This is a genomic window from Aeromicrobium changchenzhani (genome assembly GCF_057586615.1).
In genome coordinates this window covers 1,131,731-1,152,763 of the sequence record NZ_CM172480.1, presented here as the reverse complement: position 1 = coordinate 1,152,763, position 21,033 = coordinate 1,131,731, and the positions used below count along the sequence as shown (strand labels likewise).

At 61.5% G+C, this 21,033-nt stretch carries 18 protein-coding genes and 1 pseudogene; 2 read left to right on the top strand and 17 right to left on the bottom strand.

What is annotated here, in order from left to right; all coding sequences use genetic code 11:
• Positions 1 to 2: 2 nt before the first annotated feature.
• Entirely contained in the window at positions 3 to 686 is a 684-nt protein-coding gene (locus tag AC2YB9_RS05775; protein WP_487267796.1) for a hypothetical protein, read from the bottom strand.
• Positions 687 to 843: 157 nt separating this feature from the next.
• Positions 844 to 1,867, bottom strand: a pseudogene (locus AC2YB9_RS05770) (IS3 family transposase).
• 232 nt (positions 1,868 to 2,099) lie between these two features.
• On the opposite strand from AC2YB9_RS05770, the gene AC2YB9_RS05765 reads away from it, so the two are divergent.
• Entirely contained in the window at positions 2,100 to 2,285 is a 186-nt protein-coding gene (locus tag AC2YB9_RS05765; protein ID WP_487267795.1) for a YneF family protein, read from the top strand.
• A 1,100-nt stretch (positions 2,286 to 3,385) separates the two neighbouring features.
• Here the strand turns inward: AC2YB9_RS05765 and AC2YB9_RS05760 are convergent.
• From AC2YB9_RS05760 to AC2YB9_RS05745, 4 genes are all read right to left on the bottom strand, one after another.
• On the bottom strand, positions 3,386 to 3,880 hold the full coding sequence (locus tag AC2YB9_RS05760; RefSeq protein ID WP_487267794.1) for a hypothetical protein: 495 nt from the start codon (positions 3,878 to 3,880) through the stop codon (positions 3,386 to 3,388).
• Positions 3,880 to 5,541, bottom strand: coding sequence for an FAD-dependent monooxygenase (locus AC2YB9_RS05755; protein ID WP_487267793.1), 1,662 nt, complete (start codon positions 5,539 to 5,541; stop codon positions 3,880 to 3,882). Before AC2YB9_RS05755 ends, AC2YB9_RS05760 begins: the two co-directional genes overlap by 1 nt.
• 90 nt (positions 5,542 to 5,631) lie before the next feature.
• The gene (locus tag AC2YB9_RS05750) at positions 5,632 to 6,285 is read right to left on the bottom strand and encodes an LmeA family phospholipid-binding protein (RefSeq protein WP_487267792.1); all 654 of its coding nucleotides are present in this window, start codon (positions 6,283 to 6,285) and stop codon (positions 5,632 to 5,634) included.
• 60 nt (positions 6,286 to 6,345) lie between these two features.
• Positions 6,346 to 6,951 (bottom strand): TetR/AcrR family transcriptional regulator, encoded by a 606-nt coding sequence (locus tag AC2YB9_RS05745; RefSeq protein ID WP_487267791.1) that lies wholly within the window; start codon positions 6,949 to 6,951, stop codon positions 6,346 to 6,348.
• A gap of 127 nt (positions 6,952 to 7,078) precedes the next feature.
• On the opposite strand from AC2YB9_RS05745, the gene AC2YB9_RS05740 reads away from it, so the two are divergent.
• On the top strand, positions 7,079 to 9,223 hold the full coding sequence (locus AC2YB9_RS05740; RefSeq protein ID WP_487267790.1) for an MMPL family transporter: 2,145 nt from the start codon (positions 7,079 to 7,081) through the stop codon (positions 9,221 to 9,223).
• A gap of 105 nt (positions 9,224 to 9,328) precedes the next feature.
• On the opposite strand, the gene AC2YB9_RS05735 is transcribed toward AC2YB9_RS05740, so the two are convergent.
• The 11 genes from AC2YB9_RS05735 to AC2YB9_RS05685 all read right to left on the bottom strand — a co-directional run bounded on the left by AC2YB9_RS05735 (position 9,329) and on the right by AC2YB9_RS05685 (position 21,027).
• On the bottom strand, positions 9,329 to 10,045 hold the full coding sequence (locus tag AC2YB9_RS05735; RefSeq protein WP_487267789.1) for a sulfite exporter TauE/SafE family protein: 717 nt from the start codon (positions 10,043 to 10,045) through the stop codon (positions 9,329 to 9,331).
• A 1,018-nt stretch (positions 10,046 to 11,063) separates the two neighbouring features.
• On the bottom strand, positions 11,064 to 12,116 hold the full coding sequence (gene dmpG, locus AC2YB9_RS05730; protein WP_487267788.1) for a 4-hydroxy-2-oxovalerate aldolase: 1,053 nt from the start codon (positions 12,114 to 12,116) through the stop codon (positions 11,064 to 11,066).
• Positions 12,113 to 13,087: an acetaldehyde dehydrogenase (acetylating) gene (locus AC2YB9_RS05725; RefSeq protein ID WP_487267787.1), complete on the bottom strand. Its 975-nt coding sequence runs from the start codon at positions 13,085 to 13,087 to the stop codon at positions 12,113 to 12,115. The genes dmpG and AC2YB9_RS05725 overlap by 4 nt, the downstream gene beginning before the upstream one ends.
• Positions 13,084 to 13,923 (bottom strand): 2-keto-4-pentenoate hydratase, encoded by an 840-nt coding sequence (locus AC2YB9_RS05720; RefSeq protein ID WP_487267786.1) that lies wholly within the window; start codon positions 13,921 to 13,923, stop codon positions 13,084 to 13,086. The genes AC2YB9_RS05725 and AC2YB9_RS05720 overlap by 4 nt, the downstream gene beginning before the upstream one ends.
• Before the next feature lie 67 nt (positions 13,924 to 13,990).
• On the bottom strand, positions 13,991 to 14,770 hold the full coding sequence (locus AC2YB9_RS05715; protein WP_487267785.1) for an IclR family transcriptional regulator: 780 nt from the start codon (positions 14,768 to 14,770) through the stop codon (positions 13,991 to 13,993).
• Between the two features lie 72 nt (positions 14,771 to 14,842).
• Entirely contained in the window at positions 14,843 to 15,436 is a 594-nt protein-coding gene (locus AC2YB9_RS05710) for a LutC/YkgG family protein (protein WP_487267784.1), read from the bottom strand.
• A complete protein-coding gene (locus AC2YB9_RS05705; RefSeq protein WP_487267783.1) occupies positions 15,433 to 16,887 on the bottom strand; it encodes a lactate utilization protein B in 1,455 nt (484 codons plus the stop codon). The genes AC2YB9_RS05710 and AC2YB9_RS05705 overlap by 4 nt, the downstream gene beginning before the upstream one ends.
• Positions 16,884 to 17,609 (bottom strand): (Fe-S)-binding protein, encoded by a 726-nt coding sequence (locus AC2YB9_RS05700; protein ID WP_487268570.1) that lies wholly within the window; start codon positions 17,607 to 17,609, stop codon positions 16,884 to 16,886. Before AC2YB9_RS05700 ends, AC2YB9_RS05705 begins: the two co-directional genes overlap by 4 nt.
• 222 nt (positions 17,610 to 17,831) lie before the next feature.
• On the bottom strand, positions 17,832 to 18,692 hold the full coding sequence (locus AC2YB9_RS05695) for an enoyl-CoA hydratase/isomerase family protein (protein ID WP_487267782.1): 861 nt from the start codon (positions 18,690 to 18,692) through the stop codon (positions 17,832 to 17,834).
• 209 nt (positions 18,693 to 18,901) lie between these two features.
• Positions 18,902 to 19,231, bottom strand: a complete 330-nt coding sequence (locus AC2YB9_RS05690; RefSeq protein ID WP_487268569.1) for a DUF6907 domain-containing protein — start codon at positions 19,229 to 19,231, stop codon at positions 18,902 to 18,904.
• 896 nt (positions 19,232 to 20,127) lie between these two features.
• Entirely contained in the window at positions 20,128 to 21,027 is a 900-nt protein-coding gene (locus AC2YB9_RS05685) for an AAA family ATPase (protein ID WP_487267781.1), read from the bottom strand.
• Between the last annotated feature and the right edge of the window lie 6 nt (positions 21,028 to 21,033).

Below are 21,033 nucleotides of genomic sequence, written 5' to 3'. Positions count from 1 at the left end.
CCTCACCGGCGCGCACGGCGATCACCCACGCATCCGACAACAGGGCGCGTCGCACGATCTCGTCGACCATGTCGTAGTCGAAGGCATCTTCCGTCTTGCTCCGGGTGATGACGCCGCTCAACTCGTCGACGAAGAGGGTGTCGATCCTTCGACGTCACGGCGAAGACGACGCCGCTGAGTGTGCTGTCGGTCAGGTCGGGCGAGGAAGCCTCCTCGAACCGAGCGACCTGGGCGGCGAGTTCTTTCGCGTGCACCGCGTCGAGCACCGGGACCTCGCTCGCACGCAGCGCGGGGGAAACGTCGATGAGGCGCACGGAGTTCTGCGAAAGCGCAAGCACGAATGCGGAGACGCCAGTAAGGCCGATGAGCTTGTTGCCGACCCGAAAAGTCGAGAGCGTCGAACGATTCACGAAGATCGCGAGGCTGTTGGACTGACGACGCCAGAAGTCGCCGTCGGTCAGCAACTCGTCGACCGCGTTCGTTATCGAGTCGATGATAGCGGCGTCCGTGCTCGCGAACTCAAGCTGGGCGACCGCCTCATGCAACCGACTTTCGACCTCGATTCGCGCCTTGTCCGACTCGTTGAGTTCGACCGACGTCGGAACATACATCGTGACGCTTCCGGGTTCGCGGATGCCCGCAATTCTGGTCAGTTCGTCCCGGGTCGGAAGGTCGATGTTGTGCATGTTGTCTTCCCCTCTGCCGGCCGCTTCGCATCAGGCTGGGCTCCATCACCGGCTGGGACCGAGCCTAGAAACACGGCACCCGCCCTCAACAGGGCCAAAGGTCACTCAATCCGGGCATGCCCCCGATTTGCTTGGTTTCAACTTTCGGTGGTGAGTTTCAGGCTGGGATGGGGTTCTTCTCGGAGAGCAGTTCGTATTCGATTGGGGTGCGATAGCCGAGCGAGAGGTGTCGGCGCTGGCGGTTGTGGAAGATCTCGATGTAGTCGAAGAACGCGTTCGCGAGTTCCAGGCGAGTCTTTCACTTCTTGCGGTTGAGAAGCTCGATCTGCATCGAAGACCAAAAGGATTCCATCATCGCGTTGTCGAGTCCGTCGCCGACGCTGCCGAACGATGGCATCAGGCCGGCGGAACGGGTCTTCTCCCCGAAGGCCCAGGAAGTGAATTGAACTCCGTGATCGGCATGGACGATCCCACCGGGTTCGGGACGCCGGTTGCGAATGGCCATGTCGAGTGCATTGACGACCAGCGTGGAGTCCTGCCGGGAGTCGATCGACCAGCCGATGATTCGTCGGCTGAAAGCATCCGGCACTGCGGCGCAGAAGACCTTGCCTTCCCTCGTTGGATGTTCCGTGGGGGTCCCTCCCTGCACCGAGTGCTCGGGGGAATGTCGGTAACCCATAGGTCGTTGGGGTGCACGCGGCGGAACTTGCGGTTCACTAGGTCATCAGCACTGAGATCAGTCGTGAACTGCACTTGATATCCATTGCCATTGTCAGTTCGGCGTGGATGCGTCAGTAGCCGTATCTTCCCCGTGAAGCAACGTGGATCTTCCCGACCAGCACGGTGATGCGCTGCCGACGCAACTGGGTCGCCAATGTCGGACAACGTCTGTACCGGTAGTAACCCTGACGAGCCACCCCAAGGACGCGGCAGCAGTTGTCGACCGGTATCCCGGGCTCGGTCTCAAGCTCGCGGATCTTTTTGCGCGCGGCACGAAGCTCCGCGCGCTCGGCCGTGGTCTTGCCAGTAAGCTCGCCGCGGTCAATGCGATCCTGTTTCAACCATTGATGCAGGCAGTCGGCGCTGATGCGCAATTCGTAGGCGGTCTGCTTGACCTGTTTGCCCGCACGAACCAACGCGATGGCACGAGCACGGACCTCGGGAGGATAAGGACGTGGCATTGTCGAAGCCTTTCAGTAAGGCCTTCGACTGATCACCAATTCTGGAAACCAAACCGTAGGTCAGATCAAGGTGTCAAGCAAAGTCTGGGCAGACCCGGCACGCCACGCGAGGTTCGCGACCCCGCGATGCTGATCGATCCCCCTAGCAACGATCAGCAGCCGGCCCTGGACATTGGTTCGGGTCTAGTCTGACGACAAATGCTCGATGCCTATCGGAGGAACTACGAAAGAAATGAATGAACAATTCCGGACTGCACTGCTCGGCGCGCTGATCGCGGCCGTAATCTATATAGTCATCGAGACGGCGACCGATGCCTCCAAAGGCAATGTCATCGGTTACGGACTCGGCCTCGGCATTTTGACGTTCATCGTCAGCGGAGTCATCGCGGCTGTCATCGCCAGGCGGCACGATGCCTAAACGTGGCAACACTCGCTCGCCGGGCAGCACGCGGGCAGGAGCCGAGTACTCACCGGGAGAGCGCTCGCTATATGCGGCCTGCACCTCGTGGAGGAGGTCTTGCATTGAGGCTCGAACGGTCGAGGTCGAAATCTCAACGTCGTCTTCGTGAGGTACCCGTCACCGCCCTCAAACGATTCAGCCAACGAAACCTCAACCACCCGCACCCGTCTGGACATGACAAAGGCCCCCAACCCACATCTCTGCTGGTCAGGGATCTTTTCTTTGGTAGCGGGGACAGGCTCAAAAACCGCGCCTGCCATGTCCACTGAAAGCTCTCTAAGCGTGAAGTTGATGGTTGCGGTGGCAAATGCCACCCCACGATCTTGACTCAAAACAGACTACTTCCGATCGGGGACAAAAGCGGCGCGTTCTTAGATTTCCACACCACCAAGCCAAGAGAGCCTCTCTCGAAGTGATTCTTGCGTCAACATTGATATCCAAGAAACCCGGGATAGATCAGTGCGACTTGGGTTGGCATAGCCACATGAATTTGGTTGTCCACAGACACACCGATTTGAGTCTGAAAAATTTAGGCAACGGGGTCCGGCCCGTTTTGGAATGAACTGTCACCGAGTCGTTCAGCCGCCCCGGCGTCACCGTTTCAGCCATCACCAGGAACGCGGATAGGTTCGTCTGTTCGGGTCGATCTCATTTGCGGACGCGTGTTCGACGGCTAGCGTCATCTTTCCGGATTCAGCGGCGGCTCCTTGCATCAAAAACTTGGCTAGACAGGACTCATCCGGATGCGACCGACCCGCTGCCAACTCGGCGGCGTTCACTGGGATTTAGTGCTAGGTCACGGCACACACACCATCCATAATCCCGGCCCGCTCAGCAGCAGTCCTGAATGGTAAATGGCCATCTGTTGATCGAGGACTGTTCGTTCAACGATCTGCCCAACCGCGTGCGAACTCGAGTGGCCCGCCATCAAAGTCACCCCTCGTTGACCTCCAGCCAAGGTCACCACTTTGTCACGGCCCGAAGACGTTCATCGGTATGTTCTGGCCGCGCTGTTCAGATTCTCGGTGCGCGCGAAATCTTCGCATTTTTGCAACCGTTCAGTTGTCGAAGTTTCCTTGCCAGACCGCGCTAGCCCCGCTGTCTCCGATTTTGACAACCGTGGCGACGGATCCGATGGCGCTTACGAGCACCGCCGCCATAAGCACTGTCACCACTCCCAAACGGATCCGAGCTCTTATGCCAACCTCGGATCCGGCATACCGCTTGTCAGCAAATCGGTACCAGCCCCACTGGAGCGCAGCAACCGTGAAAAGCATGATGGCCCAAGGCAGGATCGAAGTGCCGATCTCTTCATGTGCCTGGGCGGCGGGGGTGTGTTCAACCCGTGCGTATAGCCAGCGGCCGGCAGAGACCGTCAATGGCACGGCAATCAGACCTGCCAGCGCGAGGCCAGGGGTGAGCAGACCCAATCGGCGCCGCGCTGCGGGCCGGAACGTCGAGAAAATCAGAGCCAGCGAGGCTACCGGAATGACGACAACGATGAAGTGGACGAGCAGTACGTGAACGGGAAGACCGTTGAATACCCAGTCCATCAGGACACCTCAACAGAGTCGCTCGTAGTGCCGTTTGCAACCTCGCTTGTATTTGAGTCCTTTGAACGATCCGTTTCCAAGTCTGTCGCGCGCGGCTGCGGTAGCGCGTGGGTCAATGATTCTGGGTCCGGTCCGACTGCCGCAATGTAGCGGTCGGGCCGAACCAGAACAATACGATTCTGCGTTCTCTGTCGGGCGCGTTCGATTGGGTCGGTTTCCGTCAGGGTTACCACGGGTAGACCCATCCAGCAGGATGCGTTTGGTTCCGGTGTGGTTAGTTTTTGCTCGCCTTGATCACGGACCACCCAGCAATACCCGGTGGCGCGCATCTTGTCATACAGCCTCCCACCAGTTTTGACCTTAGGATTTGGTAAACGATGCCCCGCAACCCATTGTGTGCGGCTGCGTGGGCTAAATCGCGGCGAGTAAGACAAGTTGAGCATCCCCACGCCTCGCCCCAGTTTCGCCTGCACCGAGGGGCGGGAGAGTACCCGTGGTGCGAGGTAACTGCGCAGGTGACGGGCCGAGCCCCGGGGCGAAGTCATGATCGATGTCATACGGGCCACGCCGTGCACCATCGGCCCTGCCGTGCCGCGGCGTTCCGATTCATATTCTCCGATCAACTTCTGGGCGCCCTCGGGTGTTGCATGCCGGGATTCAGCGAGCCTCCAGATGAGGTTGTGGGCATCTTGGACACCGGTATTTAGACCTTGTCCGCCTACTGGGCTGTGAATATGGGCGGCGTCACCGGCGACGAAGATCCGTCCCGACGAGAAACTGGTCGCCACGCCGTGGCTGAGGTCGAACTGCGAAGTCCAGGTCACATCGTGTGCATCAAAGGTGATTCCGGCGCGATCTCGAATGAGCTTGTCCAGATATGCCGCATCAACGTTGGTGTCTTTAGCAAGGCTTGAGACCACGTGGGCGATCACTCGCCACCGGCGTGATTCGGGCATCGGTACGAGGATAAGTAGGCCTTCGGGCGCAAGGTAGAGATGTCCTTCATTCTCGACCAGCCCGCTAGCGGTTTTCACATCCGCCAGCAGGAAGGTGGCCCCTGCTCCAGTTCGCTTCAGTTCGATGTCAGTCTGGTCCCGGACTGTACTTCGGCCGCCGTCACAGCCGATTACCCAGCGGGCCCGAATCGTCTCCATGGTGCTGTCACTCCCGAGCGTTGCTTCGACGAAGTCGCCGTGGTCTTTCAGGGTGTGCAGAGGGTGGGACCACTCGATCTTGCCTCCGAGTCGGCGCAGGTGGCTCTCCAGCGCTCGTTCGGTGTCGCACTGGGGCACCGAGAGCCAATACGGGTACTCAGTATCTCCCCAGGGTTGGTCAAGAAGATCCACGCGCACGCGCCGCTGACGATTGTTGAAATGAAGGTTGAGAGCAGCGAACGGTGCACCCAGTGCCCGCACTTCTCGGTCGATTCCCATGAGGGCGAATACTTCCATCGTGCGGGCGTGGACAACAAGCGCTTTGGAGAAATCGTTGCGTGTCGAGTTCTTTTCCACGATTCTGACGCTCAAGCCGTGACGCAGTGCCTCCGCGGCGGCGGTAAGACCCGTCGGACCTGCGCCGACTACGAGAACATCCACGTCCACGGCATGACCGCCTAACTGATGAAGATTCGGTGCCAGCTGAGCGTCTTGGGAGGATGTCATGCAGCAACAATAAATAAACGAGACATTAATGTCTAGTTTATTTTGATATGGCGCCCAGCAACCAGACTAGTGATACGAGGTGAGGGTGCTTCAAGAATCGGTGAGGACCGCGTTCGCTGACACCGCCAGCCGCCCGCCGTGGAGCTGTGCTTGGAGGCCTTTCACCGCGAACTCCGGTCGGTCCAGAAGCGATTGGGGAGGCAACATGGCCGCCATCATTCCCCTCGGTCGAGCCACCACCCGGCCGGAATCGACGGTGATCTCCAACTGGATCGGCCCGGGCACCGGCAGCCCGGCGGCGGAGAGCTCGATGACGATCATGCCATTCTCCACCTCCACTTTTGCGCCTGGCAGGAGTGACTCAAGGTCCTTGATGTTGAGGTTTCCGGAGATATCGAGCTGGTCGCCGTCCTTGTTCATGGACACCCCCGCGGCACTGATCCGGCCGGCATGCAGTTCGTCGATACTCAGCTCCATCGCGTGCACCGATTTGGCCTTTTCGGCGATCGCGGGGTCTATACCAGCATCGAAGTTGGCGCCGTCCATCTTGACCCTCACGTTGTCCACCGCGCCGAAGAGCAACTTTACTGCGGGCGTGGAGGAGATCTGGACGCTGGTCACCTCGCCGAGTGTCTGTAATTCGCCACGCACCCGACCCTCTGCCATTGAAGGAAGCAGGATCTGCGTCAGGGCGGCTGCGGTGATCAGCAGTGCGGCACCAGCCGCGATAAGTCGTCGTCTCATGATCGGAAATAGTAGACATAATTGTCTCATTTAACAAAAAGAGCGGACGGAGCGTTCAGTTCAGCCCTCGCTGGTGGAGGCCGGCGCGGACGGTTTCGCGCTACCGAGCCCGTCGAACAGGGTGCGGCAGACTAGGTCCGCTGCGCGCTCGATGTCCAGGGTGCCAGCCGCGGCGAGCCGGACTGCTGCCATCAGCAATGCGGGCAGTACCGTGGCGATCCACACTGGATCAACCTGAGCATCCAGTTCGTCGTTGCCGATCGCCCGGATCATCAACCCCAGCAACGGCTGGAGCACTCGCTCTCGCGCCGCCATGAAGTCCGAGTCCCCGTGGGCGGCTTCGTCGAGAATGACCCTGAACCGCATTCCCAGCGGCAGTAGGGAAAGGACCACCCGTTGGACAGCCTCGCGAGCCGAACCCTCATCAACGGCAGCAGCGTCGAGCGCCACTGCTGCGCGTGCCAGCGCCTCCGTCCGAATCGCCACCACCAAGGCATCCCGGTTCTCGAAGTGACGGTACAGGGTGGCCCGACCGAGACCCGCGCGCTTCGCAATTTCAGCTAGCGAGGCTGAGGGGGTGTCGGCCAGCACCTCGACGGCCGCGTCGAGAATCGTTTCCCGGTTGCGGACGGCATCAACTCTGATGGCTTCGGGCGAGTCGTTCATGGCTCCGACGTTACCGGTTGCGATTTGTTCAGGATTGAGTATCCTCGAATTATCTGAGACACTTATGTCTTACTTTGGCTCTGTAACTCACTAGCCACGCAAAATTACGACTCGCGCAGGAGTAGTCATGTTACGCAGCTTTGCCTCGTTCTCAGTCCGATATCGAGGGTTTGTGATCCTGGCTTGGTTGCTGTTGGTCGTCGGAGTCGGCGTCCTCGGCCAAAGCGTTGGCGGATCCTTCAGCAACAATCTTTCGGTAGAGAACACTGACTCCCAAGCCGCCTACAAGTCGCTAACCACGAATTTCCCCGAGATGTCCGGCGACGGAATGCAGGTGGTGCTCCACGATCGAGACGGGGTCACCGATCGGTCGGTACGCGACCAAGTGGAGGGCGCGCTGGCTAAGGTACGTGGGATGGACGGAGTGGCATCGGTCCAATCTCCCTACAACCCGGCCCAAGAGATGGTCTCCAAAGATGGCACCACCGCCCTGGCCACCGTCCGGTTCGTCGAGCGCGCCGCAGACCTAGAGACCGCGCAGATCGACGCCGTCCAGTCGGCCTTCGCCTCGGTCCGTGACCTCGGCGTCGAGGTCGAGTACGGCGGTGCGGCACTGAACACCGAGTCAGGTCCTTCAGGCAGCGAGCTGATCGGCCTCGCCGCAGCGGTACTCGTACTGCTACTCGCGTTCGGGTCCGTGTTCGCAATGACGGTCCCGCTGATCACTGCAGTGATGGCGCTCGCCCTAGGATTGGGGGCGATCCGACTCCTGGCCGGGTGGATAACTATCGGCACTTCAGGCCCGGTCGTGGCTGCGATGATCGGCCTCGGTGTGGGCATCGACTACTCCCTATTGGTCGTCACCCGGCACCGCGAAGGCCTAGCCGATGGTCACACCCCGCAGGAGTCGATCCCACTCGCACTGTCGACTGCCGGCAGGTCGGTGCTCGTGGCGGGCAGCACGGTGATCGTCGCACTCCTCTCGCTCTACCTAATCGGCATCCCGTTCGTCGCCACGCTCGGGCTAGCCAGCGCCATCACCGTCGCAACCACGCTGCTGGCCGCCATCACCCTGCTGCCAGCGCTACTAGCGGTATTTGGCAGCAACCTCGACCGGTTCACTATCCACCGCACCCGGCCCAACCGCGACCCCGACAGGCCTAACGGTTGGCACCGATGGACCCGGCACGTTCAGCGCCGCCCCTGGCCGTACTTTGTCGCCGCGACTGCACTGCTCCTCACCCTGGCAACCCCCTTGCTCGATCTGCAACTGGGTACCGCTGACAACGGGTCGGCTCCCACAGCAAGCACCGAACGCAAGGCCTACGACCTCGTCGCCGATTCCTTCGGCGCCGGCTGGAGCGCACCACTGCTGGTAATCGCGAAATACGACAGCACACCCTCGGCCAACGCCGCAGCAGCGACCAGACTCCGCGGAGAGCTGGCCTCGACCGAAGGCGTGACACAGGTGCCCCCGCCACGGTTCAACCAATCAGGAAAAACTGCAGTATTCACCGTGGTCCCTGGCGCCTCCCCCGATGACAAAAAGACCGAGGACTTGGTGCACCGCATCCGTGACGAGGTAGTCCCCAAGCAAGCCGACACCGCCATTCACGTCGGTGGAGCGACCGCCACCGCGATCGACCTAGCAGATCAGCTAGCCGCGAGAATCCTATGGTTCATGGCCTTCGTGGTCGGACTGAGCTTCTTGCTACTACTAGTAGAGTTCCGGTCGATTTTCGTGCCGATCAAGGCAGCGGTGATGAACCTACTCTCCGTTGGTGCCGCCTACGGGGCAGTAGTCGCAGTCTTCCAATGGGGTTGGTTCGCCAACCTGTTCGGCGCGCAACCGGGCCCGATCGAGTCATTCGCACCAATGATGCTGTTCGCGGTCCTGTTCGGCCTATCCATGGACTACGAGGTCTTTCTCCTCAGCAGAGTCCGCGAAGAGTATCTGCGCACCGGCGACCCCGGACGCTCGGTCGCCGACGGGGTCGCCGCAACCGCACGGGTCATCACTGCGGCGGCCGCGGTAATGGTCGTGGTCTTCGCCAGCTTCCTGCTCAACGACCAACGGGTCGTCAACCTATTCGGTTTCGGCCTGGCCATCGCCATCGCGATCGACGCCACCGTCGTACGGATGGTGTTGGTGCCTGCCGCGATGTCGATCGCAGGTCGGAGGGCCTGGTACCTGCCAGCCTGGCTCAACCGTCTACTACCGCGATTCGGCACAGAGCCTCAAACGCACGAGGAATCCACCGCCGCACATTAAGGGTGCCCCGCTGGCGACCATCACCATCAGCAGTCTCATATAGAGCGCCATCCGTGATTCCCTTTCACGCCAGACTCAAGGGAGGGACTGCCCAGACTTTGGTTGTCAGTTTGACCTGACCCACGGTTTGGTTTCCAGATTTGGTAGTGAGTCGAGGGCTTCTCTCCAATGCAGTCTTGCGCCCCGAGCCAATCGGCCAACGAAGCGACGACAAGTGGCCCTCAGCCAAGACACACAAAAGGCCTCCACCCGGCATTTTTGCTGGTCAGGGGCCCTTTCTTTGGTAGCGGGACAGGCTGCATAACTGCGCCTGCCAGGTCCGCTGAAAGCTCTCGAAGCGCGAAGCTGATGGTTGCGGTCGCAAAGCCACCCCAAGATATTGAGTCCCATCAGAATGCTTCTGGCCAAGGACAAACTCAACGGGCGACCAAATCGGGGGCAGTCCCATCTGTTCGCCGGCTCCCACGAATGCACTAGCCAGATGAACCCGGCAAAACCAATGACAATCAGTCCCACCGCGATTCGCAAGGCAGAGACCGGGCAGGTATAAAGCAACCACAATCCGGCGGGAATACCAAGAATTGCCGACAATATTCCTAGAACCGCAACGCTTCGATCCGCTGCTTCCCATATGGATCTATGACTGACCAGCGTTAGATACGCGGCCACGCCGACAATTACGCCGTAGGGGATGGCCTGTTCGGGAGGAAGCCACAGCAAGTAGAAGGGTGCCGCAAGCACATTGAACCCAAACCCCGTCACACCCCCCGCGATCCCTGCCAACAACGTGACAAAAATCAGTGCACCGATTGTGGCGCTCATGTCAACGGCGCTCCGTTTGGGTTAGTACACCTGGCTGCTGCACGATCCTGTAACACCGCAGTCTGGCCTCGTGCCGATCTCTTCACATTGGAATTACACAATGTTTCTCATTGGGATGTCGCCGATTGTGAAAACTCCAGACTTACAGAAGCAACATGTCTCGCTTCAGACGGCCCCGTCGTGAGATTAATGCGACGACCCAGAAGAAGGAGCATTCCTAAAAACGAGCATTCTTGCGTACCTGAAAATGGTCGGACCGTTGATAGTTATGAATCCAATTATCGACTGCCGTCAAACAACTGGCGTAACCTATTTGGGTGAATCACGGAGCAGCGATATCCCTCCCCGCGGATGGAAGGCTATCGGGCGATCAGGTTCGACGCCACCCAATGACTTGGCCAGCGTAACCGTGACTCCGCTGCGGCGGCAGGGCGACAGCTGCCATCGCACGACAAACCCGGCGAGCGAAACCGGTTGAGGGTGCTGAATTCGGAGAGAACGCCGAAGGCCTCCCAGATCAAGTCTGGAAGGCCTTCACACAACACTGCAATTGCAGTATTAAATGGTAGCGGGGACAGGCTGCATAACTGCGCCTGCCAGGTCCGCTGAAAGCTCTCTAAGCGTGAAGTTGATGGTTACGGTCGCAAATGCCACCCCAAAAATATTGAGTTACAGCAGAATACTTCTGACCAGCGAAAAAACCAACGCACTCGTGATTTGCGCTTAAACAAGCATGGAGAACCTGCCGTGGACAAACATTCAACTTGCCAGCCAAATCGGTGGTCAAACCATAGGCAGGTCAGCATGTCACCAGATTGTGCAGCAGTCCCGCTGAGACTAATCGACTAGCCGGAACCAAGAACATTCCCAAGGACGTGCGTTCTTGCGGACCTGAGCATGGTCGACACGTTGATAGTCATGAATCTGATTCTCCACTGCCGGCAGTCACCTGGCCTGCACTATTCGGATGGCTCACCGGCCATCGATGTACTTCGACATGGTGCTCACCCTCCTGGGCTCAAACAGCAGCGGCATCAGACTCGGACGCTTCACCACGCGAAGCTAGGTCAAGGGCGATGTCGACGATCAGGTCTTCCTGACCGCCCACCAGTCCTCGGCGGCCGACCTCGAGAAGGATGGTGCGCACGTCCACACCGTAGCGTTCAGACGCAGTTTCCGCGTGCCTCAGAAAACTGGAGTAAACCCCGGCATACCCCAGGGTCAGTGTCTCGCGGTCTACGCGCACTGGCCTGTCCTGCAGTGGACGCACGAGGTCATCGGCCGCGTCTTGGAGAGCGAACAGGTCACTGCCATGCTCCCATCCGTAAATGTTGGCCAAGGCGATGAACGGTTCAATCGGGCAGTTGCCCGCTCCCGCTCCGTGGCCGGCAAGTGACGCATCGACGCGGGTGACGCCCTCCTCCACAGCAACGACGGAGTTGGCGACCGACAGCGACAGATTCTCGTGGGCGTGAATGCCCAGTTCGGTGGAGGGGTCCAAAACGTCGCGGTAGGCACGAAGCCGCTCGCGCACGCCGTCCATGGTCAACCTGCCACCCGAGTCGGTCACATAGACGCAGTGCGCGCCGTACGACTCCATCAGCTTCGCCTGTTGGGCGAGCGTTCCGGCGTCGGCCCGATGGCTCATCATCAGGAAGCCGGCGACATCCATGCCCAGGTCGCGTGCGGTGGCGATGTGCTGGGCGGCGACATCGGCCTCAGTGCAATGGGTCGCCACCCGGACAGAACGGACACCCAGGCTGTAGGCATGTTTAAGCTCTTCGATCGTGCCCACGCCAGGCAACAGCAGCGTGGTCAGCCGCGCGCGGTGGCACTGCGCGGCCGCGGCCTCGATCCACTCCCAATCGGTGTTCGAGCCGGGCCCAAAGTTAAGCGAGCCACCCGCCAGCCCGTCGCCGTGGGCCACCTCAATGCCATCCACACCTGCGGCGTCGAGGGCGGCGACGATGCAGGAGACATCCTCGGGAGTGATCCGGTGCCGTACAGCGTGCATACCGTCGCGCAGTGTGACGTCCTGGATGAACAGTTTCTTGGGGGGTGTCGTGATCATCGGGCTGTCTCCAGTCGCTGGGTTGTGTCGGTGTCGGTCCGGCTGGCGATCCGTTCAGCCACCTGCAGCGCGGCGGAAGTCATGATGTCTAGGTTTCCGGCGTACGCAGGCAGGTAATGAGCGGCCCCTTCGACCTCGAGGAACACCGACACTTGGTGGGTGGCGGTCGCCGTGGCTCCGGCGGCGAGCAGTGTGCGCACCGGCTGGCCTTCTGGCACCGGTGTGATTTGTACCTTTTGCTTGAGCCGGTACCCCGGGACGTATGCGGTGACGGCGGCAACTATCTGCTCGATTGAGACACGGATCTGCTCGTGCACGTTCTCGTCCGCATCGGTGATAAGCGCCAGCACGGTGTCGCGCATGATCAGCGGAGGCTCTGCGGGGTTGAGGATGATAATCGCTTTTCCTCTCGCGGCCCCGCCGACGACCTCGATGGCGTGGCTGGTCGTCTCGGTGAACTCGTCGATATTGGCGCGCGTTCCCGGACCTGCTGACTTCGACGCGATGGAGGCCACGATCTCGGCATATGGCACCGGCGTGATCCGGGAGATTGCTGCCACGATCGGGATCGTCGCTTGGCCACCACAGGTGACCATGTTGACATTCTCTGCATCGAGGTGTGCCTCCATGTTCACTGCCGGGACCACGAATGGCCCGATCGCGGCCGGAGTCAGGTCGATCAGCCGCTTGCCGTACGGCGCCAAGGCGACCGCGTTCGCCTTGTGGGCGCCAGCCGAAGTGGCGTCGAACACGATCTCAATATCGTCGAAATCTGGCATCACGACCAGTCCGTCGACACCGCCTGCCGTGGTCGGCACTCCGAGCCGTGCCGCACGCGCCAGTCCGTCGGAGCCAGGGTCGATGCCGACCATCGCCGCTATCTCCAGGGTCTCGGACAGACTTTGCACCTTGATCATCAGATCAGTGCCGATATTGCCCGATCCAATGATGGCTACCTTGGTCCGACTCATCGGGTCTCCTCGTGGTCGTTTTCGGTGTGGTTGCTGAAACGGGCGGTGACATCGCCCAGCCCCGAGATCGTCGCGGTCACGACCGAGCCGGGCGCGACCGCGACCATTGGGCCGAGCGCCCCGGAGAGAACAACCTGGCCGGCGCGCAGTGGCTCACCGAAATCGCGGGCCTTTCTCGCTAGCCAGGACAGGGCATTGAGCGGGTCGCCCAGACACTCGGCACCGCGGCCGGTGGAGACCACTTCGCCATCGAGAGTCATCTCCATCGTCGCTGCGACGGGCTCGAAGGCATCCAGGGACTGGCGCTCGATTCCGAGAACGTAGAGGCCACTCGAGGCGTTGTCGGCAACAGTGTCTGCGAAGCTGATGTCCCAACCGGCAATCCGGCTGTCAACGATCTCAATGGCGGCAACCGCGTAGTCGATCGACGCCCGCATCTGGGCGATGTCCAAGGGGCCATCGATAAGGTCGTCGGCCAGGATGAAGGCGATCTCCGCCTCGGCTCGCGGCTGCAACAGTCGCTCGCTGGGCACGTCCTCGACACAGGCCATGTCATCGAAGAGCACACCGAAGTCCGGCTGGTCTACACCAAGCTGCTGTTGAACAGCTAGCGAAGTGAGGCCAATTTTGTGGCCAACGATTCGGGCCCCAGTGGCCAATCGGGCAGACGTGGTTCGCTCCTGTACTGCGTACGCCGCAGCGACATCGGCGCTGCCGATGAGGTCGCGCACCGGCGCACAGGTGGATCCAGTGCGGGTCGCCGTCAACAGGCGTTCCGCCGCCTGAGCCGTCTGTACTTGGGTGACCATAGAACCGGCCACGAGTGAAGATGTCATACGGCGATCATGTCCGGCGGTCCCCATGCAGCACCAGCAAAGAGTTCCGCAGAACGGAACCCCCTTGTCACTCGGCTCGTTCCCTCATCTCTTCCCGACGCGCGAGGGTGGCCGCGATGCCTATCGCTGCGGCGTGAACCGAGCCAGCGTGCTCCTTGGGGCGAAAGCGGGTCACCGGGCCGGTCACGCTGATCGCTGCCAGTGCCTCGTCATCACGATCCAGCACCGTGGACGCGACGCAGACCAGTCCCACCGCTGACTCCTCGAATTCGTACGCGACGCCGGTCTCGACAATCGTCTCGAGCTGCGCGCGCAATATTCCTGGCGCGGTGATTGTCCGCGGCGTGAGCCGCACCAGACCGGCCGAAAGCACTTCGCGCCGTACCTGCTCGGGGGCATGCGCCAGCAGCGCCTTGCCGATCGCGGTAGCATGCAGCGGCATCCGCCCGCCGAGCCGTGACGGCGACTTTGCCTGTCGATGCCCACCCACCTTGGCGACGTACACGACCTCGGCACCTTCCCGCAGACCTAAGTGCACGATCTCGTGCGTGCGCTCGTACAGGTCCTCCATGAATGGCGTGGCCACCTCGAGGAGCCCGCGCTCCACAGACGCGCGCATGCCCAGTTCGAACAGGTGATTCCCCAAGTGGTAGCGCCCGTCAATTCGGACCAGCAGCCCCGCGGCCACGAGATCTGCCAGGAGACGGTGCAGCGTGCCCTTCGCCAAGCCGGTACGCCGTTGGAGGTCGGCAAAACCCACTCCATGGTCGTCCACACGGAACGCGTGCAGGATGACCATCAGCTTGCTCAGCACGCTGTCATGGCTCTGCCTGTTATCTGACGACATCTAGGTCTTCCAATCTTTACAAGTGTCGCTCAACCATCGTGCCGAGCGTTCCACTGAGTGGGGCTTGGCACCTCAGCCAACGACGAGGATCACGTGCAGTGTGCGCGGACCGTGCACCCCTTCCACTCGGCTGAGCTCGATGTCGCTCGTGGCCGACGGACCACTGATCCATGTGGTCGGCCAGGACGGATCCAGCCGGCGAAACGCTTCGGGAACACCGGCCACGATCTGGTCGGCCCGGACTACGCAGATGTGGGTGTCGGGCACGAGGCTGATGGCTCGTCGGCCCTGGTCAGATTGGTGGTCGAGCACGATCGTGCCGGTCAACGCGATACCTGTTCGCGCGGCGGTGACGACGGCGTCGATCCGATCGAGCTCGGCAGCAGACTGCTCTTTCTCGCGGATGCTGTTGGGAACTTTCCAGGGCAGTTCCGACGGCACGATCACAGATTTGCCTCCCACCGCATTGGCAATCTCCGCCTCCACGTCCGCGGCTGAGCACCGCACCACCGTGGCCTGGTAGTCCTCAACCCGTTCGGTGAAGAGGTCCAGCAAATCCCTACCCTGGGTTCGGGTCGACCGCTCAGCGGTATCGGCCCGACGACCGCGTTCGTTGTCGCCCAGCGCACTTCGTACTGCTCCGAGCACCCGTTCCCGTGTGTTCACGAGGCGTCCTCGTTGGTGCCGCCGTTGGTTCGTCGCCACCAGGCGCGGAACGACTCCCGGGCGGGTACCGGCACATCCCGGGCATTCGACCAGCTGGCTGCGGGTCCGGGCAGTCGGGCACGACGCCCGACTAGCTTGCCGAAACGGCTGGCCAAGCCCTCCAGTCGTCCCAGCCTTGCGGCCGACCCGAACGACCACCCTGTCAGCTTCATCGCAACTGCCTCCGGCTTCGGCATCCCTGGGCGGTGGGCGTCCACGACCTGTGCGCGCAGCTCGACGAGCACGCTGGGAATGTCGATCTTGACCGGGCAGACCTCATAGCAAGCGCCGCACAACGACGAGGCGTAGGGCAGCGAGTCGACCTGCTCGTCAATGCCAACGCCGCGCAAGAGCGGATTGAGAATCGCGCCGATCGGGCCGGGATAGACCGAGCCATAGGCGTGTCCGCCGGTACGCTCGTAAACTGGGCAGACGTTCAGGCACGCCGAGCAGCGGATACAACGCAGCGCCTGCCGACCGACCTCGTCCGCCAGTGCTTGGGTGCGGCCGTTGTCCAGCAGCACCACATGCACCTCCTGCGGTCCGTCGCCGGGCGTGATGCCCGACCAGGTGGAGGTGTAAGGGTTCATCCGTTCGCCGGTTGAGGAGCGGGGCAGCAGCTGCATGAAGACGTCCAGGTCCGCCCACGTCGGCACGATCTTCTCGATGCCCACCACGCTGACCAGTACCTCGGGCAGAGTCAGGCACATCCGACCATTTCCCTCAGACTCCACCACGACGAGAGTCCCCGAATCGGCGACGGCGAAGTTCGCGCCGGACACGGCCATCCTCGCGCGCAGAAACTTCTCCCGTAAATGCTCGCGGGCTGCGGCAGCGAGTACTGCGGGCTCGTCGGTCAGGTCATCGGGAGCCGGCCGACCAACCTTCCCCATCTCTGCGGTGAAGATATCCTTGATCTCCGTGCGGTTGCGGTGAATCGCCGGGACCAGGATGTGGCTGGGCAGGTCGCCGTCAAGCTGCACGATCAGCTCTGCCAAGTCTGTCTCCCACGCAGCGATGCCTTGTTCGGCAAGCGCCTCGTTGAGACCAATCTCTTGGGTGGTCATCGACTTAACCTTGACCAACTCATCGACGGCGTGGTGCTTCGCGATGCCTGCCACGATCGCGCATGCCTCGGCCGCGTCGGCGGCCCAGTGCACGACGGCGCCGCCTCGGACCAGCGACTCCTCTAGTTTCAACAGATAGTCGTCAAGGTGGTTCAGCACCTCGTCCTTGATCGCCGCCCCGGCATCCCGCAACAGCTCCCAGTCGTCGACCTCGCCGACCGCCGCTGCTCGCTTCGCGCGGATCGTCGCCGTGGCATGGCCGAGGTTGGTCCGCAACTGGCTGTCCACCAACGCCGCACGCGCTGCCTCCGGGAAGGCCGGCATGCCGATGAATGTGTCCGTCATGCGCGGGTCCCTTCCCGTGCGGCGAGTACCTCGGCGAGATGCATTACCCGTATCCCCGCCTGCTGCCGCGACAATAGGCCACCGACGTGCATCAGACAGGAGTTATCGGCGGCTACCAGCACCTCCGCGCCGGTGTCGCGTACCCACCGCACCTTGTCGGAGCCCATCGCCACTGACGTTTCTGCGTTCTTCATCGCGAAGGTGCCTCCGAAACCGCAGCACTCTTCGGCGTCGGACAGATCCACCAACTCCAGTCCCCTGACTGCTCGCAGAAGCCGCTTCGGCCGGTCGCCGACGCCGAGCATCCGCAAAGAGTGGCACGTCGGGTGATACGTGACCCGGTGCGGGAACGACGCGCCAACGTCCTCGACGCCGAGGACGTCAATGAGGAACTCGCTCAACTCGTAGGTCCTCGGCGACACTTCCGCCACGGCCCGCTGCAGACCGGCGTCCTTGCTCCGTCGAGCGACCAGACTGTGCTGATGCCGGGCTGACCCGGCACACGAACTACTCGGTGTGACGACCGCGTCATAGCCCGCGAAGGCGTCCACGAACCGTCGTACCGCCGGGACGGCCTCGTCAAGGTAGCCGGTGTTCACCATCGGTTGACCACAACACGTCTGCGCGTCGGGGAAGTCCACCTCCACCCCGAGATCACGCAGCACCTTCACCACGGCTTTCCCGGTCTCAGGGAACATCACGTCGTTGATGCAGGTGACCATCAGCGCGACCCTCACCGGTGCACCATTCTCTTGTCAGCGGTTCCAGATGGGCTGTCGGTGCAGCGTTGGTCCCCACCGGACCGTCGCTGACGGTCCTCGATCCTTGAATTCCGGCATGAGTCTCGCGAGGTTGGGTCGCCCTCGCACGGGTTCTCAACGCCCAGATCTCTGCACTCGAGAAAGATCTCACCGACCAACTGGCCACCCATCCCGACATTCCTTTCAGACGGAGCCATGGAGATCCGAGTCCTCGTGACCGAATTGAGGCGGTCGGTGTGCAAGAAAGGCGCTGACGCCCTCTCGAAGGTCGTCACCGTCGTACGTCTCCGTCTGGAGAGCGAGAAGGGTCGGATGTTGTTCGTCGACAGTGGGATCCGCCGCCAAGGTGGCCATGAGCTTGCTGGCGCGAATGGTGACCTCTGAGCTGGTGACAACTGACCAGGCCAACGTGGCGGTGCGGGCTGCAAGATCCTCGCTTGCGACAACTTTCTGAACCAAACCCCAGACGAAGGCCTGCGATGCGTCGATAAGCTCACCGCTGAAGAGCAGGTACTTGAGGTTCGCAACCCCAATGACAGCGGCGACAGCGCGCGTTTCCGTCAGACCCAAGATGACGCCAAGCTTTCCGATCGGAATTCCGAATCGGGAGTCCTCGCTGGCAATCCTCACGTCACAGGCAGCTGCGAGTTCACAACCTCCGCCAACAGCCAGACCTCCAACCATGGCGATGACAGGAACAGTCACACTCTGGATGGCTTCGAGCGCCGCGGATATTGCGCTGTTGTACCCACCTGCAGTGGCCGCTCCGAGACGCTCGCGTGGGAACTCCGCGATGTCCGCACCCGCACCAAACGCGCGCTCCCCCGCGCCACGAACCACCACAACGCGTAGCCCTGGATCTCCGGCGAGCGTCTCGAAGAGAGTTCGGAGACGGCGCCATCCCGCAATGCTCAGCGCGTTCAACTGCGCGGGGTTGCTCAGGGTCACCACCACAGCCGTGCGGCCAGCGAGGTCTACAGCCTGAATCCCCACCATATCTTCGACAGCCGACTCAGGCACCTCGCTGAGCAGGACCGCCGTCATGGGGTTAGCTTGATAATTCTCTCTCACACCGGCTCCAATGCACGAGTTGATGTCGCCGAGCCCAGATGCCCAAGACGACGATTGTTCCCAAACTTCAGTGACCGCGGAGGGCGATCTCCGGGCTTCGCGGTCGGTCGCGGGGGACGCCTGGTCGAGGCAATGGCTGCGAACGTCAGCACTGGAGGCGTTCGGATTCCCGCCGCCAAGGGTTAATGAGCCACACCCGCAGACATGCGTCGCCATTGACGGGCGTCATCCGCGCAGCGCTCCAGGACCCTCGCTAGATCGGTCGCGTCGTCGGGTCGCACGTTGACGACGCGATAACGTCCGTCAGCATGGTGAGCGATCTCCACGAAGGGAGACCAGTCACCCTCAAGGGGGTCTTCGTCAAGCGGAAGATACTGCACCGCACGCACCTCCAACCATTGCTCGGCTGCAGGCGAACATGCGTCAACCGATAGCCGCTGGGCCCGACCCTCGTGCGGTGTTCCAGCCTGTTCATGAGCGGAGATACACCAGGGCGGGCAACGATCCAACATTTCTTGATTCCTCATCGAGGTACCTCCTGAGAAGGGTTGGGGTATGCGGATGTTTCTGGACGAATGGCCATCATGAAAATAGGTGGCGCCATGTGCGAGTTCTCTCGTCGAGGCGGCATCCAGTGGGTGGACTGGGGAATGGGACGCCGGTGCCCCTCTGGGCTCGCTCTCGCGTCGCTGACCGGCACTTCTCGTCACGCCTCATGCGCCGACGCTTTGTCGAACGTCGCGGCGACGATGGTCCGCCGCGGGACGAGCAGACAGCCCGCGATCACTCCACCAGCTCTTGAGTGACACATTCATCCTGATTAACCACCCATCCACGCCATCTGGCGACTCAGTCGCTCGCTCGCGCTCCCCACGAAGTCGCGGGCAGGGAAGGACGTTAGGAGAGAACATACTTTGATTTTTAATCTTACGTCAATAGAAAGTTTGATAATTTTACACATATTTTTAATCAGGATTAAATCGACAGAATTTTCGAGAAGCGGCGAGGCGGCGACCAAGGCATCCCTGATATCACCGCGGCGGGGCTGAATACCTCAAGCTGGTCCGCACCGCTGGGGCGGACGCGCAGATCGCTTCCGCTGGACACATGCCTCACGCTGCGTTGCGCTCGTAGCCGGTTGGCGGCCGCGACCGACCATTTAGTCAGGCCAAGCAACAGCCAATGCGGATCGGAACCCGCTACGACCAAGCACGAGGATTGCGTTGAATGTATGCCGACGCACCCATCGGCGCAGCTGCTCACATTCCTCGGCACTCCACCCCAACTCTGACTTGGGTCGCCCCGTTTTCGACATGCCCTGTTCTATCTAGATAGCCAACGAATTGATGGTGCGAAACACTAGCCTCACGCGCAATTACGATCCAGCTCCGTGAATAGGGAGACTCACCTAGATCTGGCGCCCTAGCCGGAGCGGCTGCATGCGAACGCCCAGAACGTGCTGGACGACATCCAGAACCTCCTCGATATCCTCGGGCCACGGGCACTGGGCGACCATGGCAGCAGCGGCGAACTCGGCCCCGAGGCCGCCATCAATCAGGCTCTGCGCAGCGAGCAGCTCACGCATCTGTGGTGCCCAGACGCCCAGTCCACCGCTCTCAATGTCGTTGAGGCCACGGATCGTCAGGTTCTCCGCTGCGGAAACAAACGGCTCGTACACGCCGAGTGACCGTGCAGCGTCGTAGTCGGTCGTCACCTGCACCTGCACGGTGAAACGGGACATGATTGCCTCCGACGGCCGCCTTGATCGGCCGCGACCGGGGTTATAGGCAGCGACAACATAGAAGCCGGGTTGGGCCACGACCGGGGCGGAGCCCGGCAGGTCGTCAATCGTCAGTCGTCCGCGCCCGTCCATCACTGCGTGGAGCACGGTGGAGACCTCGTGGGGCATTGCATCGACCTCATCGAGGTAGAGGGTCCTGCCGTCCCGCATCGCAGTGATGAGCGGCCCGTCATGCCACTCCCACGTACCGTTCGCGCGCGGTAGGTGGGATCCAACAAGGTGAGACACCACCATATCTCCGGTGCACTGCACCGTCACGAGGTCCTCAAATGCGGCTTCGACGAGCGCCGTCTTCCCGACGCCGGGATCTCCGACGAGCAGCACGGGCTGCTCAAGCGTCGCGAGCGAGCGCAACACGAGCACGTCGGGTAGCCCACCGAGGTCACGCGGCAGATACCGTTGCCCATTGGGTCGGCTGAACCCCTCGACAGGGGGTACAAGCGCCAGGAACGGGCCTGGGATGCTCGCCCACTCCGGTCCGGCGTCACTTGAATTCGATTTACCCATGCTTGG

Excerpts from the sequence above, each read along its gene's own strand:
- AC2YB9_RS05715 (WP_487267785.1), bottom strand. The coding sequence starts at position 14,770 with ATGTCGTCAGATAACAGGCAGAGCCATGACAGCGTGCTGAGCAAGCTG.
- AC2YB9_RS05725 (WP_487267787.1), bottom strand. The coding sequence starts at position 13,087 with ATGAGTCGGACCAAGGTAGCCATCATTGGATCGGGCAATATCGGCACT.
- AC2YB9_RS05685 (WP_487267781.1), bottom strand. The coding sequence starts at position 21,027 with ATGGGTAAATCGAATTCAAGTGACGCCGGACCGGAGTGGGCGAGCATC.
- dmpG (WP_487267788.1), bottom strand. The coding sequence starts at position 12,116 with ATGATCACGACACCCCCCAAGAAACTGTTCATCCAGGACGTCACACTG.
- AC2YB9_RS05750 (WP_487267792.1), bottom strand. The coding sequence starts at position 6,285 with ATGAGACGACGACTTATCGCGGCTGGTGCCGCACTGCTGATCACCGCA.
- AC2YB9_RS05765 (WP_487267795.1), top strand. The coding sequence starts at position 2,100 with ATGAATGAACAATTCCGGACTGCACTGCTCGGCGCGCTGATCGCGGCC.
- AC2YB9_RS05735 (WP_487267789.1), bottom strand. The coding sequence starts at position 10,045 with ATGAGCGCCACAATCGGTGCACTGATTTTTGTCACGTTGTTGGCAGGG.
- AC2YB9_RS05700 (WP_487268570.1), bottom strand. The coding sequence starts at position 17,609 with ATGGTCACCTGCATCAACGACGTGATGTTCCCTGAGACCGGGAAAGCC.
- AC2YB9_RS05775 (WP_487267796.1), bottom strand. The coding sequence starts at position 686 with ATGCACAACATCGACCTTCCGACCCGGGACGAACTGACCAGAATTGCG.
- AC2YB9_RS05705 (WP_487267783.1), bottom strand. The coding sequence starts at position 16,887 with ATGACGGACACATTCATCGGCATGCCGGCCTTCCCGGAGGCAGCGCGT.
- AC2YB9_RS05695 (WP_487267782.1), bottom strand. The coding sequence starts at position 18,692 with ATGACGGCGGTCCTGCTCAGCGAGGTGCCTGAGTCGGCTGTCGAAGAT.
- AC2YB9_RS05745 (WP_487267791.1), bottom strand. The coding sequence starts at position 6,951 with ATGAACGACTCGCCCGAAGCCATCAGAGTTGATGCCGTCCGCAACCGG.
- AC2YB9_RS05720 (WP_487267786.1), bottom strand. The coding sequence starts at position 13,923 with ATGACATCTTCACTCGTGGCCGGTTCTATGGTCACCCAAGTACAGACG.
- AC2YB9_RS05690 (WP_487268569.1), bottom strand. The coding sequence starts at position 19,231 with ATGTTGGATCGTTGCCCGCCCTGGTGTATCTCCGCTCATGAACAGGCT.
- AC2YB9_RS05740 (WP_487267790.1), top strand. The coding sequence starts at position 7,079 with ATGTTACGCAGCTTTGCCTCGTTCTCAGTCCGATATCGAGGGTTTGTG.
- AC2YB9_RS05760 (WP_487267794.1), bottom strand. The coding sequence starts at position 3,880 with ATGGACTGGGTATTCAACGGTCTTCCCGTTCACGTACTGCTCGTCCAC.
- AC2YB9_RS05755 (WP_487267793.1), bottom strand. The coding sequence starts at position 5,541 with ATGACATCCTCCCAAGACGCTCAGCTGGCACCGAATCTTCATCAGTTA.